Origin of the sequence: Bacillus sp. es.036 (assembly GCF_002563635.1) — a bacterium.
Lineage (GTDB): Bacteria > Bacillota > Bacilli > Bacillales > Guptibacillaceae > Guptibacillus.
Genome location: NZ_PDIZ01000001.1, coordinates 60,073 through 76,970, shown reverse-complemented (window position 1 = coordinate 76,970; position 16,898 = coordinate 60,073). Strand labels below are relative to the sequence as shown.

15 protein-coding genes and 1 other annotated feature (1 of these 16 running past the window's edge) are annotated in these 16,898 nt (G+C 40.1%); of the genes, 7 read left to right on the top strand and 8 right to left on the bottom strand.

From position 1 onward, the window contains the following. Positions 1-131: 131 nt before the first annotated feature. A complete protein-coding gene (locus tag ATG70_RS00380) occupies positions 132-941 on the top strand; it encodes a ZIP family metal transporter (RefSeq protein ID WP_098442420.1) in 810 nt (269 codons plus the stop codon). A gap of 69 nt (positions 942-1,010) precedes the next feature. Here ATG70_RS00380 and ATG70_RS00375 read toward each other — a convergent pair whose 3' ends face one another. The 3 genes from ATG70_RS00375 to ATG70_RS22100 form a co-directional block, all read right to left on the bottom strand. Next, entirely contained in the window at positions 1,011-1,364 is a 354-nt protein-coding gene (locus ATG70_RS00375) for a hypothetical protein (protein WP_098442419.1), read from the bottom strand. A gap of 135 nt (positions 1,365-1,499) precedes the next feature. Continuing rightward, on the bottom strand, positions 1,500-3,089 hold the full coding sequence (locus ATG70_RS00370) for a BCCT family transporter (RefSeq protein ID WP_098442418.1): 1,590 nt from the start codon (positions 3,087-3,089) through the stop codon (positions 1,500-1,502). 186 nt (positions 3,090-3,275) lie between these two features. Further along, positions 3,276-3,509: a hypothetical protein gene (locus ATG70_RS22100; protein ID WP_142329527.1), complete on the bottom strand. Its 234-nt coding sequence runs from the start codon at positions 3,507-3,509 to the stop codon at positions 3,276-3,278. A 274-nt stretch (positions 3,510-3,783) separates the two neighbouring features. Between ATG70_RS22100 and ATG70_RS00365 the strand changes: the two genes are divergently transcribed. Both ATG70_RS00365 and ATG70_RS00360 read left to right on the top strand, forming a co-directional pair. Continuing rightward, the gene (locus ATG70_RS00365) at positions 3,784-4,617 is read left to right on the top strand and encodes a transporter substrate-binding domain-containing protein (RefSeq protein WP_098442417.1); all 834 of its coding nucleotides are present in this window, start codon (positions 3,784-3,786) and stop codon (positions 4,615-4,617) included. Positions 4,618-5,021: 404 nt separating this feature from the next. Further along, positions 5,022-6,596, top strand: coding sequence for an IS1182 family transposase (locus ATG70_RS00360; protein WP_142329526.1), 1,575 nt, complete (start codon positions 5,022-5,024; stop codon positions 6,594-6,596). Positions 6,597-6,706: 110 nt separating this feature from the next. Here ATG70_RS00360 and ATG70_RS00355 read toward each other — a convergent pair whose 3' ends face one another. Continuing rightward, complete coding sequence (locus ATG70_RS00355) at positions 6,707-7,126, bottom strand: organic hydroperoxide resistance protein (protein WP_098442416.1); 420 nt, start codon at positions 7,124-7,126, stop codon at positions 6,707-6,709. 174 nt (positions 7,127-7,300) lie between these two features. Here ATG70_RS00355 and ATG70_RS00350 point away from each other — a divergent pair, with 174 nt between their 5' ends. Continuing rightward, positions 7,301-7,828 carry a cysteine hydrolase family protein gene (locus ATG70_RS00350; protein ID WP_098442415.1) on the top strand — a complete coding sequence of 176 codons (528 nt, stop codon included), beginning with the start codon at positions 7,301-7,303 and terminating at the stop codon, positions 7,826-7,828. Between the two features lie 2 nt (positions 7,829-7,830). On the opposite strand, the gene ATG70_RS00345 is transcribed toward ATG70_RS00350, so the two are convergent. Both ATG70_RS00345 and ATG70_RS00340 read right to left on the bottom strand, forming a co-directional pair. Then, positions 7,831-8,517 (bottom strand): HAD family hydrolase, encoded by a 687-nt coding sequence (locus ATG70_RS00345; protein WP_098442414.1) that lies wholly within the window; start codon positions 8,515-8,517, stop codon positions 7,831-7,833. Between the two features lie 116 nt (positions 8,518-8,633). Further along, on the bottom strand, positions 8,634-11,078 hold the full coding sequence (locus tag ATG70_RS00340; RefSeq protein WP_098442413.1) for a metallophosphoesterase: 2,445 nt from the start codon (positions 11,076-11,078) through the stop codon (positions 8,634-8,636). Between ATG70_RS00340 and ATG70_RS22095 the strand changes: the two genes are divergently transcribed. Then, on the top strand, positions 11,079-11,303 hold the full coding sequence (locus tag ATG70_RS22095) for a hypothetical protein (RefSeq protein WP_142329525.1): 225 nt from the start codon (positions 11,079-11,081) through the stop codon (positions 11,301-11,303). A gap of 97 nt (positions 11,304-11,400) precedes the next feature. On the opposite strand, the gene ATG70_RS00330 is transcribed toward ATG70_RS22095, so the two are convergent. Then, complete coding sequence (locus ATG70_RS00330) at positions 11,401-13,521, bottom strand: lamin tail domain-containing protein (protein ID WP_098442411.1); 2,121 nt, start codon at positions 13,519-13,521, stop codon at positions 11,401-11,403. 168 nt (positions 13,522-13,689) lie between these two features. Between ATG70_RS00330 and ATG70_RS00325 the strand changes: the two genes are divergently transcribed. Continuing rightward, positions 13,690-14,496, top strand: a complete 807-nt coding sequence (locus ATG70_RS00325) for a GNAT family N-acetyltransferase (protein ID WP_098442410.1) — start codon at positions 13,690-13,692, stop codon at positions 14,494-14,496. A 260-nt stretch (positions 14,497-14,756) separates the two neighbouring features. Beyond that, positions 14,757-15,515 carry a FixH family protein gene (locus ATG70_RS00320; RefSeq protein WP_098442409.1) on the top strand — a complete coding sequence of 253 codons (759 nt, stop codon included), beginning with the start codon at positions 14,757-14,759 and terminating at the stop codon, positions 15,513-15,515. Between the two features lie 41 nt (positions 15,516-15,556). Here the strand turns inward: ATG70_RS00320 and tyrS are convergent, their stop codons facing one another. After that, positions 15,557-16,804 carry a tyrosine--tRNA ligase gene (gene tyrS, locus ATG70_RS00315; protein ID WP_098442408.1) on the bottom strand — a complete coding sequence of 416 codons (1,248 nt, stop codon included), beginning with the start codon at positions 16,802-16,804 and terminating at the stop codon, positions 15,557-15,559. A gap of 58 nt (positions 16,805-16,862) precedes the next feature. Beyond that, positions 16,863-16,898, bottom strand: a binding site (T-box leader) (it continues 189 nt past the right edge of the window).

Here is a 16,898-nt window from a genome sequence, read left to right as displayed (position 1 = left end):
CACTTCCTATAATTCACGTATGTTGACAGTTACCAACAGTCGGATTAGACTTGAGTGTATAGATTTTTCCTAAAGGCAAAAAATATGATGATAGGAAAGTATAGATAGATTCTTAGAAGGAGAGTTTACTCATGGGTGATTGGATTGTTGGATTAAGCCCTGTCTCACAGGCATTCCTTTTTACGATGTTTACATGGGGCGCCACTGCACTTGGGGCATCATTTGTATTTTTCACAAGAACTGTTAATCAAAAAGTCTTTGATGGCATGCTTGCATTTGCGGGAGGCGTTATGATCGCAGCAAGTTTTTGGTCCCTGCTTAGCCCTGGGATAGAGATGGCTGAACAACAGGGAGTACCTGGGTATATTCCTGCAGTTGTTGGTTTTCTATTAGGAGGTTTTTTCCTTCTTCTCGTTGATCGTATCTTGCCACACATCAATGAAGATTTGTATTTTAAAGACATTAAAGATAAAAAAGCAAAACACCGTACCGCAATGCTTGTTTTCTCCATTACGATGCACAACATTCCTGAAGGTCTTGCTATTGGTGTCGCATTCGGTGCTGTAGCTGCAGAGTTTTCGAGCTCAACACTTGCCGGTGCGATTGCACTTGCGATCGGAATTGGAATTCAAAACATTCCTGAAGGTACCGCCGTCTCTGTACCACTTCGAGGTGACGGTATGTCTAAAGCGAAAAGCTTTTTCTACGGACAGCTATCAGGAGTTGTTGAGCCTATTTCAGCTGTTGTTGGAGCACTTGCTGTCATTTACATTCAACCCCTCTTACCGTATGCGCTGAGCTTTGCAGCTGGCGCGATGATTTTTGTAGTAGCGAAAGAAATCATTCCTGGTTCTCAAGAGAAAGGGAATGTTCAAATTGCTTCCATGTCACTTATGATTGGTTTCTCCGTCATGATGGTTCTCGATGTAGCACTTGGCTAGTCCGCATACGAAAAGCGCGTTCCCCGGGGGAACGCGCTTTTTTCTTTCTACAAACGATTAAGATTCCCTTTAAAAAGCATAGCGAAAGAGCCCATAATATAGTGGTAGGAGCATCAAAATTGAGAATACGACTGTTGTAGCTTTCACTGTTTTCTCACTCAATCCCTCAACCGCTTCATCACTTTTGTCGATATAAATCACAAATAGGAGATCCCACACGATTCCGACGACGAAAACAATTTTCCATAGTAGAGTTGGTCCAATACTTATACTCGTTACATATCCAAATAAACCAGTCCATGTCATACATGAGACGATAAAATCAACTTTCATCGCGATTGTTTTATATTTCCCTTTTAATAAAAACCCTATCGCTGGGGCTCCTAAAATTCCAAGATACGTAATCCATAATAGATCTGACATTCTCAATCCTCTTTCTTTCACAACTTCGTGAAATTAACTCTACCTCACTATTTTTCAAGCACACCCTTACTACTAGTCTACAAGAATAAGAGACAAGATAGATACATGAAAAAAACTTTTCTATTGAATAACTTGTTAAGAAGATTGTTTTTGTCGATGTTCTTTCTTCTCTTTCGTTGCTTCAGCTACTTTTTTCAATAATGTTTGCTCTCGCTTCCTATTTGCTACTCTTACTTCTTTCCGTAGCGATTTAAAAAGGTTCACGCACATGATGAGTAAGATCACCGTAAATGGTAAAGCTGCCACAAGAGAAGCCGTCTGAAGCCCCTGTAGCCCGCTACTAATAATTAAGACCGCGGTAATGGCGGCAATCAAGGTGCCCCATACAAGCTTTGAGAAAAGAGAAGGATTTAAGTCACCATCTGAGGTCATCATCCCGAGAACAAACGTAGCTGAATCAGCGGAAGTAACAAGAAAGACACAGATTAGAAACAGTGACAAGATGGATAGCACCTGAGTGAGTGGAAATTGCTCTAAGGTCACAAATAAAGCACTTGTTACATCATTATTGACAGCGTCTGCAATGGCTGTCCCTTGAAACAGGTCCAGATGAAAAGCAGCTCCACCAAATACAGCTATCCATATCATCGCAATGAATGGAGGAACAATCAATACGCCAAAAATCATTTCACGAATGGTTCGTCCTTTTGAAACGCGGGCAACGAAAGCGCCAATAAAGGGTGACCACGCAATGACCCACGCCCAATAGAAGACGGTCCATTCCTTCACCCATGATCCGCCTTGATATGGCGTCATAAAGAAGCTCATTTCAATAAACTTCTGAATGTATCCTCCAAGTGCAAGCGTAAAGCTTTCAAGAATAAACACCGTTGGCCCAAGGAAAAGAATAAACAGCATCAGTAGAAGAGCAAGGGCCAGGTTTAAATTACTCAAATACTTGATGCCTTTGTTAAGTCCCGTTGTCGAAGAAGCCATATATAAGAGAAAAAGAATTGCAGTAATAGCGATTTGAACCAGGGCATTTTGAGGAAGCCCATACATATAATCTAAACCGCCGTTAATCTGTAAGATGCCAAAGCCAAGCGATGTGGCAACACCCATTACGGTTGCAATAACAGCAAGGATATTGATCACTTTTTTCCATGATGATTTTTTATTCGCATTCGAGCCACTCGAAATCGTTTCACTGATCAAACTTCTGCGACCTTTCCGATACTGGAAATACGCCATCACAAGACCGACAACTGTAAATACAGACCACTGGTGTATGCCCCAATGGAAAAATGAATACCGCATCGCCAGCTTTGCTGCTTGCTCCGTCTCACCTTCAACCCCAAAACCAGTTGGAGGGTTTGCGAAATGCGTCATCGGCTCTGCGACACCCCAGAAGACAAGACCAACTCCAAAACCTGCACTAAACAACATGCCAATCCATGTAAAAAAGGGATATTCCGGTTTCTCCTCATCATCACCTAATCGAATTTTTCCATACTTACTAATCGCAAGATAGAAACAAAACAGTACAAAGAAAATAACGGCCAATAAATAAAACCAGCCAAATGCATTCGTTGTAAATGAATAGACTGAACTTGCGACAGATGAGAAGGATTGAGGAACAAGAGCTCCCCATATGACGAGCACGAATATGACTAAACCCGATATCCAAAATACTGAATTTCCTTTTTGATTTTTCTTTTCTTTCATACACCTCTCCTTTCAGATTGAAAGTTATCATTCATCAACTCTCAATCAAGATTAATCCATTTTTCTATGTCTATCTTGTACCCAACTAGCTACGAAACTAACCAACTTTTCCCTTTTATCAGGCATCACAAAAAAAAGCCTACTTTTATCACCTAAGCAGGCTCACTCATTTGCTGGACGTTTACATTATAGGTCCAAATGGATATGTTGTTTTGGAAGCGTCGGACGTTCAACTTTAAAATCGGGATCACCAAATTCCATCGATTCAAGAATTTGTTCTTCTGAAAATCCAGTCATTTGAGATATCCTCCGAACATCTACTTTCTTTTTAGACAAGCGCTTGGAATGTTCAATCGCCATTTTTGTTTGGTGTTGCACGACCGAGTATCGGTGCGTACAACTTCCAACCGATTGTTTCAAAGCTCATTCCCCTTCCTTTATTGAATAACCCACAGCAATCTCAAGGGGGTTCGATATGCTCCAGTTACCCTCTCATTTATAAACTAAACTAGGTCTTATGGCCGTCGATTACACACTTTTTATCTAGTCAATTTTTCATTATTGGTTTGCGTCAGGACTTGTACGAAACAGACACCCACCTCCAATCTCCTTAACAAAATTTAGTCTAATCGTTTGCTAGAATGTATTAAGATTTGCTATGGTAAAGTTCTGACTAAAAAGGGGGAAATACTAGATGAAATTAAAGCAAATGCTTTTATTGCTAGTCTTAATTGGAGTACTAGCAGCATGTGGTAACAATAATGCGAAAGAAGAGGAACAAACGACATGGGGAGAAATTCAGGATAAGGGAACAATTGAAGTGGCAACATCTGGCACGCTTTACCCAACTTCTTATCACGAGCAAGAAACGAATGACTTAACCGGTTTCGACGTTGAAATCGTGAAAGAAATGGCTAACCGTCTGGATTTAAAAGTTGAATTTGTTGAAATGGGCTTTGATGGAATGTTGACGGCTGTACAAACGGGAAAAGTTGACATGGCCGCTAACGATATTGGCATTACAGAAGAGCGTAAAGAAAAATTCGCCCTGTCTACCCCATACAAACATTCTTACGGTACAGCGATCGTACGGGCTGATGACCTTTCTGGGATTGACTCAATTAACGATTTGGAAGGCAAAAAAGCAGCTGGGGCTGCGACAACAAACTTTATGAAGCTTGCAAAAGAAAAAGGCGCTGAAGAAGTCATCTACGATAACGCTACAAATGAACAGTACCTTCGTGACGTTGATAACGGAAGAACGGATGTTATTTTAAATGATGTCTATTTACAGCGATTGGCTCTAGCAGCCTTCCCTGAACTTGACCTTACCATTCACCCTGATATTCAGTACATGCCGAGTGAAGGTGGACTATTGATGAATAAAGAAAACGAAGAACTCATTTCAAAGGTGAATGGCGTTATTGAAGAAATGCTCGAAGACGGTACTATCCGCGACCTCTCAAAGACATTCTTTAACGATGCAGATGTAACAGAGCTACCGGAAGATATTGAATTCGAGAAATAACTTAACCGCTCCTTTCTTAGATATTGTTGCTTTTAGATAAGTGGTTAATTTCCGCTCCTACCCGCTTTCCGCGGGGCGGGCGGTGAGCCTCCTCGTCGCTTTCGCTCCTGTGGGGTCTCATCTGTCCCGCTAGTCCCGCAGGAGTCGAGCATCCTTCCGCTACAATTAGCGAAGTGTGGTTTTTTATTCAATAATTGATTCAAAAGCAACAATCTATTAGAAAAGAGCCTAATGAAAAAGAGGCTGGGACAAAACCCAGTAAATTAAAATAAGAGTGGCCCTGCGGACAAAGAATTTGTTCGCAGGGCCACTCTTTCTATATTTTCATCTTAATTTAACAATAAAATAAGGACAACCTCTGATAAAATTATAGTTACCACACAATAACCATCGGAGGTGCCCTTATGTTTAAAGATTATAACATGAATCAAGTGATTTTGCCCCTAGATTTAGAAATGAAATTACAAGAAAATGATATCGCCTATGCCGTCCATGAGTTGGTCGAACAGATTCCGGATGAAGCTTTTTCTGCGTTCCTACGTGATACGGGATGCCCTGCTTATCACCCACGTATGATGATGAAAGTTATTTTATGTGCGTACACCCAATCGGCTTTTTCAGGAAGAAAGATTGAAGGTCTCCTCAAGGATAGTGTACGGATGATGTGGTTAGCGCAAGGGTATGAACCCAGCTATCGCACAATCAATCGGTTCCGTGTCCACCCAGAAGTCAAAGAACTTCTTCGTCAGGGCTTCGTACAGTTTCGTTGTCAGCTCGTTCAAAAAGACCTCATTGATGATGAAGCGATCTTTATTGATGGTACGAAGATTGAAGCGAATGCCAATAAGTTTACATTTGTGTGGCGAAAGGCTGTTGAAAGGTACAGCGAGAGTCTGATTGAAAAGTCGAATGCGATGTACGATGAGTTGATTGAAAAAGAAGTGATCCCCGAAATCGAACGGGAAAGTCCAGAACAACTTTCCATTAAAGAACTTTCTAAAATAGAAGAAAAGCTAGAAGAAAAAGTCGGAGAATACAATGAGAAGATTGAAACCAGTGCCGATGTAACCGAACGAAAAAAGCTTCGTTCAGAGCGAAAAGGATCGAAGCAGTTCCTTAAACAAATGAAGGATTTCGTATTGCGCAAAACAAAATACGAAAACGATATGGCTATCTTCAAAGAACGGAACAGTTATTCCAAAACCGATCACGATGCCACGTTCATGCGCATGAAAGATGACTATATGAAAAATGGGCAACTCAAAGCCGGTTACAATCTCCAGATTGCGACGGAGGGACAATATACGCTCGCTTATGATATCTTCCCGAATCCAACGGATACACGCACATTTCGTCCCTTTCTAGATCGTGTGGAGAATGATTCCTTTAAACTCCCACCTTACATCGTCGCGGATGCCGGTTATGGAAGCGAAGAAAACTACATCGATGTCCTGGAGAATCGGAAGCGAATCCCTCTCATCACGTACAATACCTATCGCAAAGAGAAAAAGAAGAGCTTTACGAAGGATACGTTTCGCGTATCCAACTGGGACTACAATGAAGAAGAAGATTTATTCACATGCCCAAATGGGAAACTGTTGCCGTTCCGTTACGTCTCTCATCGCACTGACCGGAGTGGCTTCAAACGAGAATTTAAAGTTTATGAATGCGAAGATTGTACCGGTTGTCCCTTACGTAAACAATGTACAAAGACCAAAGATGGCACGAATCGGAGAATCTATTACAATACCAAGTGGGAACAACAAAAGAATAAGGTTAAAGAGCTGCTTTCGGACGAAAAAACAGGTGAAATCTACGGTCAACGGAAAATCGATGTAGAGCCAGTTTTTGGATTTCTGAAGGCTATTTTGGGTTTCACTCGGATGTCCGTAAGGGGCAAAGAGAAGGTCAAAAATGAAATGGGCTTTGCGATCATGGCGGTGAACTTGAGAAAGTACACCGCCATGAGTGCAGAGTGATCCAATAATCTTAGGAATAACCGAACAAAAAAGGTTCCGTTCATCAAAAACGATGAACGGAACCTTTTTATCGATATTTCAGGCTAGTTATGTCCCAGCCTCTTTAGCTATTAAACAGCTTTTGCGTTAATTTCTACGTCAATATTGCCTCGTGTTGCCTTAGAGTAAGGACATACTTTGTGAGCTTCTTTTGCTAACATTTCTGCGTCTTCCTGGCTAACACCTTTAATTTCTACAGTAAGGGCTGCGCCAATTTTGAAGCCATTATCTGCTTCATCTTTCAACAAGCTAACGTCTGCTGTGATTTTTGAATCAATGTCCATTTTTTTCTTCGATGCCACAAGGTTTAATGCACCATCATAGCAAGCGGCATAAGCAGCAGCAAACAGTTGCTCAGGGTTTGAGCCTGTTTCGCTTGATTTCTCTGTTGGCATAACAAGATTTAAGTCAATTAAACCGTCCGAAGATTTAACTTGTCCATTACGTCCGCCTTCTGCAGTTGCTTGTGAAGTAAACATTACATTACTCATTGAATATCAGCTCCTTCTAATTTGCATACAACTGAAATGTCCCCTTTTTTTACCTGTTTTAAACATTCATAGTGCCAATGAATGTTTTTTTCAAATACAGATTGAATTTTTCTTTTGATAAGTGTATTATAAATAACAGAACACTTGTTCTTATTATTGGAGGGGGAGATATTTTTGCAAGAAACTGCACTTCTCATTATCGATGTTCAAAATCGCATGTTTCAACGCGGAGGATCCGTCTATCATGATGCAAAACTTTTATATAACCTTAAAAAACTGATCGCATCTGCTAAATCGAAACAAATGCCCATCTTCTACATTCAACACGAGTCCAAAGGATTAAATTTACAGCGACATAGCGAAAACTGGAAGCTTCATCCTTTTCTAACTGTTGAAAAAGACGATCTCGTGATTCAGAAAACGACACCCGATTCCTTTTGTGAAACAACTCTTGAAAAACAGCTACATGACAATGGGATCAAAAACTTACTCATCGCCGGCCTTCAAACAGAAGTTTGTATCGATACAACATGCCGAAGTGCCCACTCTAAAGGCTTTTCTACACATTTAATTGAAGATGCACATAGTACCTGGGATACGCCGATTCTAAAGGCTTCACAAATGATTCAACATCATAATCATACGCTTCAATGGTTTGCAAACACCATCTCAACTGATCAATTTGTAGACAGGCTTCGCTAGGTTCAATGTTGATTAGTTTTGTTTCTATTCGCATTCCATTCCTCTACAACGGATAATAGGTCGATCAACGAATAGACGTAGTCTATCCCCGTCTCTACGATTTCCTTATCTCGTTTTTTCCATATCGCTTTCATCCCTACGTCTTTCGCACCTTTTATGTCGTTAATGAGATGATCTCCTACAAAAACTGCTTCATGAGCTTCTAAACCGATACGTTCAAGTGCTCGTCGAAATATCGTTTTCTCAGGTTTTTTTACTTCTTCCTTCTCTGAAATAACAATGGTATCAAAATACACTTCAATTCCAAGAGCACGAATATTGCTTAGTTGAAATGACGTTCTTCCATTTGTAATGATGCCAAGTTTGTAGTGCCGTTTTTTCAACGCCTCAAGCATTTCTAGCATGCCTGGAAAAGGGTGACAATGCTGTTTAAAATAAAGAAGATAATCATCTAAAAGCTCTACAGAAGATAACGGTAATTGATATTCATCTACTAACCTCTCATAGACGCTATCTTTCCACGTGTATCCGTTGTTATCAAGTTCAATGAAACGAGAGCAATACGTTTCTCCTTTTACTCCTGCCAAATAGGGTTTGTAGCGCTTATACTGATCTTGTATAAAAGATTCCACCGATTCTTTTCGATTTAAAAGTGTTTCATCCAGGTCAAAGAGAATTCCTTTTATCATCCTTCTTAATTCCTTTCATTGTTTGCTCACACTTCTCTCTCTTCACTTCTGTTATAGAGCGTATATTTCCTTCCAAAACAAAGAGATCGTGAGTCAGACTCACGATCTCCGCAAAATTATTTATTCTCAGGATCTTCTTCGTTTACTTGCTCACTGCTTGAATTCTCTTCATCTACAAGCTCATCGTTCGGTTTAGGTTTTTGTTCATCTTTCGTTTGAACTTTCTTAATCCCATTCTCACCTTTCTTATCTTCTTTTACTTCTTTATCCTCTTTTTTTAGATCCTCTTTTTGAGTAGGTTCTTTATCTTTCTCTTTTTCGACTCTCTCATTTTTTGACCCCTTCATTGTAAAGTGCCAGATGTCAGACGTTGTTTTCCCCCCAAACTGATCAGAAGCGGTGGCATACCAATAATACGTTTCACCTTTAGCAAGCTTCTTCCATTTCGCTTCAGCAATGGCTCCACTCCTTACACCGCGATCTGAACCGATTTTTTCTTCCGTATAAACATTTACTTCAAAATAATCAGTCGCTACACGTTTCACTTGTGGCTCTAGATTAAGATCAATCGTAAATTCATCTTTTCCTGGGTATTGCTCATTATCATAGAAGTTATAATCATCTAAGTAAGGAGAATATGTGTTCATATAGATTCGATTATTCGCAACATCGACATGTAACAAACGTAAATACCCCTGCCCGCCTTCTGGTCCTCCCTGATAGTCTGCAAGAATTTGATACACGTTTCGATCTGCTCTCCCATCACCATCGTCATCAATTTCATTTACTAATAACTCACTGTCATGGTAATGGCCTGATAAAGTTGCAACAACATTCTTATTTGGCACAACAACCTTTTCATAGATTTCGTCTGCAAGTGGGCTTCGATTTCCTGAAACAAGCAAATATTCATGGAAAGATAGAATCGCCATTCGATCAGGATACTGAGCTAAAACAGCATTCATCCAGTCGATTTCCTCTTGCTCAATTCCCCAGCCCATATAAAGCATCAGATAATCATTGCCATTCTCAGAGATAAGGTCATAGTGTCCCCTGTTATCTTGATAAGACTCACCATAATAATCTCGACCGTTAAAGCGCGACTCTCCAAAATACTTCGAAAAGGCTGTATAGTCACCGGTTTTATTATCAACATCATGGTTACCTGCTAGAACACCGTAACGAATGCCGGCATCATCAAGCACTTTCATACTTGCATCTGCATTGTTCCACTGGTAGACTTTATCCGCTTCATCCACTAAATCTCCGGTATGGAACACGTATTTAATTTTCATTTCTTCTTGCTGATCTTTAATCCACTCAGTTTGCTTTTGATAAATATACGGATAGCTCTCAGAATAATATTGCGTATCGCTCATCCATACAAACGTATAATCATATTGATTACGATTTTCTGGAATTTCGTCTTGAACAAGAACCGTCACTTTTTGGTCTTTCACATAATCTTTGGCCGTGACAGATCCTTCAAGAGTGAAATCTCCTTCTGGTGCGATCTGCTGCACAATCGGATACCAGTTTTCCTGATTATGGTTCCAGGCATACATCGATACTTTTCTTCCTTCTAATGATTTTCCTTTCCAATTAAGAGCAATTCGATCACCATCCTGAACCGCCTCTTCTACCTCAATATCAAAACGGTGATATGGGAATTGAGTTGTTGAATCAGTGGTCATATATTGTTGATCTACTTCTGAAATTAGCTGAATCTCTTTTTCAGTGAATGCTTTCTCCCCTTCTGGTTCAAAAACGCCAGGCGGTTCTGTATCTACTGTGTTCGCATGGACGCTAATATTTTTATCTCCAGCGGAATATTGATAGCCTTTATAAAAATCAACGTCTAACTTATCATTTGTTGGATCTTCCACAAGTACTTTTAGCTTTGGGTTTCCTGTTACATTTCCTTCTCCATTCTCTGGTGAAATGACTTCAGGTTTTTCAGGCTGTTCTTCTACTACTGTAAATGGAACCTTTTCTTCTGCTTTGTTTCCAGCTACATCATATCCTGTAAATACCGCAACGTGCTCACCAGCCTCTAGTTCAACAGAAGATGTCTCATAAGGCAATTCGATTGTTTCTCCATCAAGCGTTGCGGTTAGCTCTTCCATCCCTGATGTTTTATCAACAAGCTGTGCATCAATCGTAAACTTCCCTTTATATTCTTTTGTTTCTATCGTTGGGAGGATCGTTGGAGCTGTATTATCAACAAGAACTGTTTTTTCCATGCTCCCTTTCTTAGGATCGCGAACCTGAATGGTATGCAAACCGTCCCTTGTCTTTCTTGTATCCCACTGGTAAGCAAGAGAAGAAAAGAGGTCTTCTGAAAGAGTAAAGTTAAAATCGATAACTGGAGCAGCTCCTCCCCCGTCTCCAATTGTAAGTTCCTGTTCTGGATTCATATAAGCTTCGTCTTGAATCATTGTGCCATCACTCATGACAAGTCGAATATTCTTGACATAGAAATCATCACGGTTTTCTTCTGAATTGTCGTCAAATGGTGATACTTTCGTTCCAGAACGAATGCTAATCGTATTTTGGTTCATGTGAAGAAAACAAATCTCTTTTTCAAAAATGGCGTGACGATGGGAGAAGAAGCGCTTCTTATTTTTGATGATACAATCAATCGCTACATGACGCTATCGGTTCCGATCCAATCCAGTCAGCTTGAAATAGCATTTAATCGAACGGCCTCCTTCACTGGCTGTTCAATCTCAATCTTTTTTACCTCACTTTTGATACGGTTCGTTCCATCAGATACTTCCGTATAATACTCAATTCCATTTCTACCAATTAAATCGGGTGAATAAATGGTGTAATGCTTTAAACGTGTTTGTTGGCTCTTCCCCATCGATTTTTAGAAGGAGATCATCTGGTGTTGCTCCATCTGCCGCACCTTTTATGATTTCCTTTCCAGAGAGAATATCGCCATCTTTTACGATGATAGAATGTATCGTCAAAGTCTTCTTTTAAATACACTTTGCGGAAGTTCTCTTCACTCTCATGCTTATAGAAAAGTGCTACTGTCTTCACAAGATGATTATCCTCGGCATCAAAGATTAGTTCGATATTTTCTGTTTGCTTCATTTTCTCAAAATCATGTAGCGCTTCAATAGAAGGGGGTTCGCTATCTTCTTCTACCTTGATTAAATCAGCGGGTACCTGACCTGGTAACACATTACCTGGAGAAGCTGGCTCAGTAGCACTGCTGATTTTCCTTAATATTTGTGTACCATCTGTTGGATACGTATAAAGAATCCCTTTATTTGCAGCGGTATCATCAATGCCGACCTGATCGTTATAATTACCAATCGAAATCTCTTTCCCCGTATTCGTTGCAACAAGGATTCCTCGGGAACTGCTATTCGACATCCCATTCGATTCTACTTTTACAATGGATTCATTTTCAACTAGCGCTGATCCGTAATTCTTGTTAAAATCAGCAACCGTTTCGTTTTGATTTGCTGAATTGATAATCCAAAAAACCATTGATTGACCTGAAGGAATGGTGACATCTTCTTTTTGAGGTGACCAAATCAAATCTGCTTCCGGGCCATCCATCGGGTACCGATACTGGATTTTATAATCCTTGAAGTTAATTGCTTGATCTGTCGTATTGTAAACCTCGATAAATTCATACCCATCCGCTCCGTTAACATTCGTTGAATCAGGAACAACTTCTGTAACGAGTAACTCTGGCAATTTCCCTGAATCAATTTCCGGACGATCAACGTTAATTTGATACTCTTCAGAAGTCACTGAGTGCTTGCCATCATTCGCTTCAATCGTATAGACAATTTTATTAGACCAAAGCTTTTTAGATGGAATAACGGCTGTATACACATCTCCCTCTTCAATCTCCATAGGAATGGAGACTGGTTCCATCTCTTCATCCTGACGATAGAATAATACGGCAGATTGCACCCCAGTATCGTCTTTTATTTCCGCGGAAATTGTCACATCTTGATTTCCAGTTGGTTGAGGAACTTCATGAGTGATTACCGGCGGCTCATTTTTTAAGGCTTCTTCTATTTTTATTGTAAACGGCTCACCGGAATGAATAGGATGGTTCTTTGTATATCGAGCTGTTTCAACCTTTATGTAGTAAGTCATTTCCTTTGAAAAAGCAAAATTCTCTTTGGAGATGATGCCTTCGTAGACTCCTCCATAAGGTTCTGAAGGATCTTCTACTTTCTTCATTTGAAGTTCAACAGGTACTTCTAATTGAGATGCCTGATAAACAATCGAAACTTGTTGCAATTCGGTTTCCGCTGTTATTCCAGCAGTAATCGTCATATCTTCATTTGCACTTTGCGTTGTCAGTGCATCATGAGTAATAGCAACATTCGATAATGGTTGAGGACTAAGTGGAACCTGGGACTCCTCAACACTTCCTGGTGTTGGCGCTTGTTTTGCTTGATAAACGACCATCTCTTTATCACCAGTAGGATATTGATAATGGACGCTCAAATCCTCAGCTGCCTGATCACCAGTATAACTGGCATGAAGCATTTCATTCCCCTTTCCATCTAAGAGAACAACCCCTCGATTACCTCCGTTTGAAAAACCACTAAATTCTTCTCCACCAAGACTAATCACATGATCTTGAAGGTCGCTCACTCCATAGTGATTTTCAAAATCAACAATCGTTTTGCCGCTTTTGTTATACCATAACACCTTTGTTTCGCTTGGAGCGATGACGGCTGGTTCGACAGTCAGTTTTTTGTCTTGATCGCTTCCATCTGTATAGCGATAAAGGAATTCGTAATCGTTTAAATAAAGTGGCTGATTGGTATTATTGTAAAGCTCCACATACTCATAATCTTCCGCCCCTTTAATATTCGGTGATATTTCTGTAATAAGAAGCGGATAGAACCCACCTTCCTCTGCTTGTGCTGCGGTTTCAATGATCGTTGAAAACATCATCGAAAGTAACATGCATCCAATCATTCCTACACTGACTAATTTAAAACCTTTATTCCTTTTCATTTCATCCCCCTAATTCATTCATAGTGGCCCCCACTCTTATAGTAGAGTTGAACTATTAATGGCTTATTTACAAATTGTAAAATTAGGATAAATTTTCCGAATCTATTTACTTTTTGAATTCCTTATGTAAAATTGAAAGTTAGTATCCAAAAGGAGGGAATAAACCAATTGATTAGACGATTAACAGAAAAAGACCATCACCAATGCCTTTCCTTACTAACGCCGCATGCAGCTGAAAATTTGTTTATACTAGGAGACATTGAAGCCTACGGATATGATCAACCATTCCAAAAGCTGTGGGGAGATTTCTCTGAGGACGGAACATTACGAGCTGTTCTATTAAAATATGAAAGAAACTATATCCCCTTTGCTCCTGCCGAATTTGATGCGGAAGGTTTTGCACAGGTGATTTCAAATGATACATCCTTCTTGATGATGTCAGGTCTAAAGCGAGTAACCAATCACATTCAGCCACACATCTCACACTCCCCTCATTCAAGTCGGGAACTGTTCTATGCAAAGTGTGAAAGCGTGGAGCAGCTTTCCCTAAAGAACATAGAAGAAGTGAAAAAAGCAGATTTAAATGATCTAAATAAAATTCATTCCCTACATAATAAGATTGATGAGTTTGATGCCACCGAAACCGTAGAGGAAAAACAACGTAATCAAGAGAAAGGCTTATCGAGAACCTACTATATTGAAAGGGACGGCCAGCCTGTATCAGCCGCCTCTACAGCAGCAGAAAACTCTCAATCCGCCATGGTTGTGGGCGTGTGCACTTTACCAGACTATAAACGGAACGGTTATGCTACAACATGTACGAGTAAGTTATGTTTCGAGGTTCTACACGAAGGGAAAGTGCTTTGTCTTTTCTATGATAATCCTGACGCAGGTAAGATTTATAAACGGATAGGATTTCAGGATATTGAGAAATGGATGATGATTCATTTTCAAACCGGCACACCTATGATTTAAAGAAAACGCTCCCTCTCCAAGCGAACCGTTTTCTTCTTGTTAGGGGTTAACCTTTTTTCTCATCCCTTGCTTAATTCCCTATGACAAGCTAGGAGTTAAACCATTTTGTCATGAGCTAGTCACATGTCTATCTAATATCCACTTGAGATCACCGCCTAACTTTCTTACTATTAAAGTGTTGATCGAGTTTACAAGATTCGATTTTTGGTCATACTGTAAACTTAGAAAATCGTTTAGTGGATAATGAAAGGAAGAATGAAATGAAAAAATTAGGATCGTTGGTTTCTATTCTTAGTGTGGCGATTATTTTAGCGGCATGCGGACAGGATAATGCGAATGAAACTGAAAACAATTCGACAGCAGAAGAAACGCAGGTGGAAACGCTTGATGTTGCACTTGATACTCCTGAAAAAGTAGAAAAAGGAGAAAAGGTTACATTCTCTGCCACGGTTACGCAAGGAGAAGAAAAGGTAGACGATGCAGATGAAGTGATATTTGAAGTATGGAAAGAAGGATCCAAAGAAGAGAGCGAAATGATCGAAGCTTCTCATGATGGCGATGGCGTGTATTCGGCTGAAAAGCAACTCGATAAGGCTGGAAAACATTTTGTTCAATCTCATGTGACAGCTCGCGATCTACATACGATGCCGAAAAATGAAATCATTGTCGGTTCTGAAGAAGAAGCTGACTCTGCAAGTCACGAACACGCGCACGAACATGAAAGCGCTGTATCCATTCATATGATGAAGCCAGAAGAAATGAAAGCAAATAAAGAGGTCTCCCTAATGGCACACCTGCAAAAAGACGATGCCCCTTTAACAGGTGCTGACGTTCGTTATGAAATTTCGAAAGTGGATGAAGAAAAAGCTAAGTGGGTTGACGCAGAAGAAATGAAAGATAGCGAATACGAAGCCACAACTTCTTTTAAAGAAGCTGGTAATTACACGGTTACCATTCATGTAGAGAATGACGAAGGACTTCATGAACATACAGAAGAAAACTTGACAATCACAGAATAACGATAAGGCTCTCCCTTTAACTTCGAAGGGAGAGCCTTTTATTAGTTTAATTTGATCTTCTTAAATTTTCGTTTTCCTACTTGAACCACGAGTCCATCCTCAAGTGTCACGTCCTCGTTAACATTTGTGACTTTGGTCTCATTCAATTTAATGCCACCATTTTTCACCATTCGTCTCGCTTCACTCGTTGAGGGTAGCATGTCGAGCGAAACAACTAGATTCGGCACTGAGATCGAGCGCTCACCTTCCCATAGGACTTCCTCAATATCGGTTGGCAGCTGTTTTTGTTGAAATACTTGTTGAAATTGCGCTTCCGCATCTTGAGAAGCTGTTTCTCCATGAAACATGCGTACTATGGTTTTGGCGAGATTCATTTTCGCCGTTCTAGGGTGAATGTGATCTTGTTCAATTTGCTGTCGAACCGCTAGCTTTTCATCAAGAGATAAGTCCGTAATGAGTTCCGTATACTTTATAACTAGCTCATCCGGAATGGACATCGCTTTGCCATACATTTCGGATGGCTTCTCTGTAATGCCGATGTAGTTCCCTTTTGATTTAGACATTTTCTCAATTCCATCTAACCCTTCAAGCAGCGGCATCATTAACACAACTTGCTTCTCTTTCCCAAACTGCTCCTGTAGGTGACGCCCCATGAGAACGTTGAAATATTGATCGTTTCCACCGAGTTCGATATCACTTTCTAAATGAACAGAGTCATAGCCTTGCATGAGTGGGTAAAAGAATTCATGAAGAGAAACAGGTTTATTCGCCTTCATTCGATTTTCAAAGTCGTCACGTTCAAGTAGACGAGCAACTGTAATTTTTCCGGCGAGTTCAATTACATCTTCAAATTTTAATTCAGAAAGCCACTTTGAATTATAGTGAAGCTCTACCTTGCTTTGATCCAAAACTTTTCCAAACTGCTCAAGGTAAGTCTTTGCATTTCGTTCCACTTCTTCGTCAGTAAGCTGCACTCTTGCCGTAGACTTTCCTGTCGGGTCACCAATTTTTCCGGTGAAATCTCCAATAATCAGTTGGATAATGTGACCATTTTCTTGAAACTGTCTTAATTTATTTAACACAACGGTGTGTCCAATATGAACATCGGGCGCTGAAGGATCAAGACCCAATTTAACTTTAAGCGGCTTATTTTTTAGAAGTGAAGTAGCGATTTTCTCCTTAAGCTCCTCTCCAGGAATGACTTGACTCGTTCCATGGGTATAGACCGCATATTGCCTTTCCATTTCCTTTCTTTGTTCTGCTGATAAGTGATCCATGATGCTGTTCATTCCTGTCGACCTCCTAAAAAATAATTTTTATAATATTAAAAGCCACGCCCCTATAATAAATAGGGACGTGGCTTAACACGCGATACCACCCTGA

What these genes read in the sequence shown, in the direction of transcription:
- ATG70_RS00380 (WP_098442420.1), top strand. Translation starts at nt 132, where the DNA reads ATGGGTGATTGGATTGTTGGATTAAGCCCTGTCTCACAGGCATTCCTT.
- ATG70_RS00375 (WP_098442419.1), bottom strand. Translation starts at nt 1,364, where the DNA reads ATGTCAGATCTATTATGGATTACGTATCTTGGAATTTTAGGAGCCCCA.
- ATG70_RS00370 (WP_098442418.1), bottom strand. Translation starts at nt 3,089, where the DNA reads ATGAAAGAAAAGAAAAATCAAAAAGGAAATTCAGTATTTTGGATATCG.
- ATG70_RS00365 (WP_098442417.1), top strand. Translation starts at nt 3,784, where the DNA reads ATGAAATTAAAGCAAATGCTTTTATTGCTAGTCTTAATTGGAGTACTA.
- ATG70_RS00360 (WP_142329526.1), top strand. Translation starts at nt 5,022, where the DNA reads ATGTTTAAAGATTATAACATGAATCAAGTGATTTTGCCCCTAGATTTA.
- ATG70_RS00355 (WP_098442416.1), bottom strand. Translation starts at nt 7,126, where the DNA reads ATGAGTAATGTAATGTTTACTTCACAAGCAACTGCAGAAGGCGGACGT.
- ATG70_RS00345 (WP_098442414.1), bottom strand. Translation starts at nt 8,517, where the DNA reads ATGATAAAAGGAATTCTCTTTGACCTGGATGAAACACTTTTAAATCGA.
- ATG70_RS00340 (WP_098442413.1), bottom strand. Translation starts at nt 11,078, where the DNA reads ATGAACCAAAATACGATTAGCATTCGTTCTGGAACGAAAGTATCACCA.
- ATG70_RS00330 (WP_098442411.1), bottom strand. Translation starts at nt 13,521, where the DNA reads ATGAAAAGGAATAAAGGTTTTAAATTAGTCAGTGTAGGAATGATTGGA.
- ATG70_RS00320 (WP_098442409.1), top strand. Translation starts at nt 14,757, where the DNA reads ATGAAAAAATTAGGATCGTTGGTTTCTATTCTTAGTGTGGCGATTATT.
- tyrS (WP_098442408.1), bottom strand. Translation starts at nt 16,804, where the DNA reads ATGAACAGCATCATGGATCACTTATCAGCAGAACAAAGAAAGGAAATG.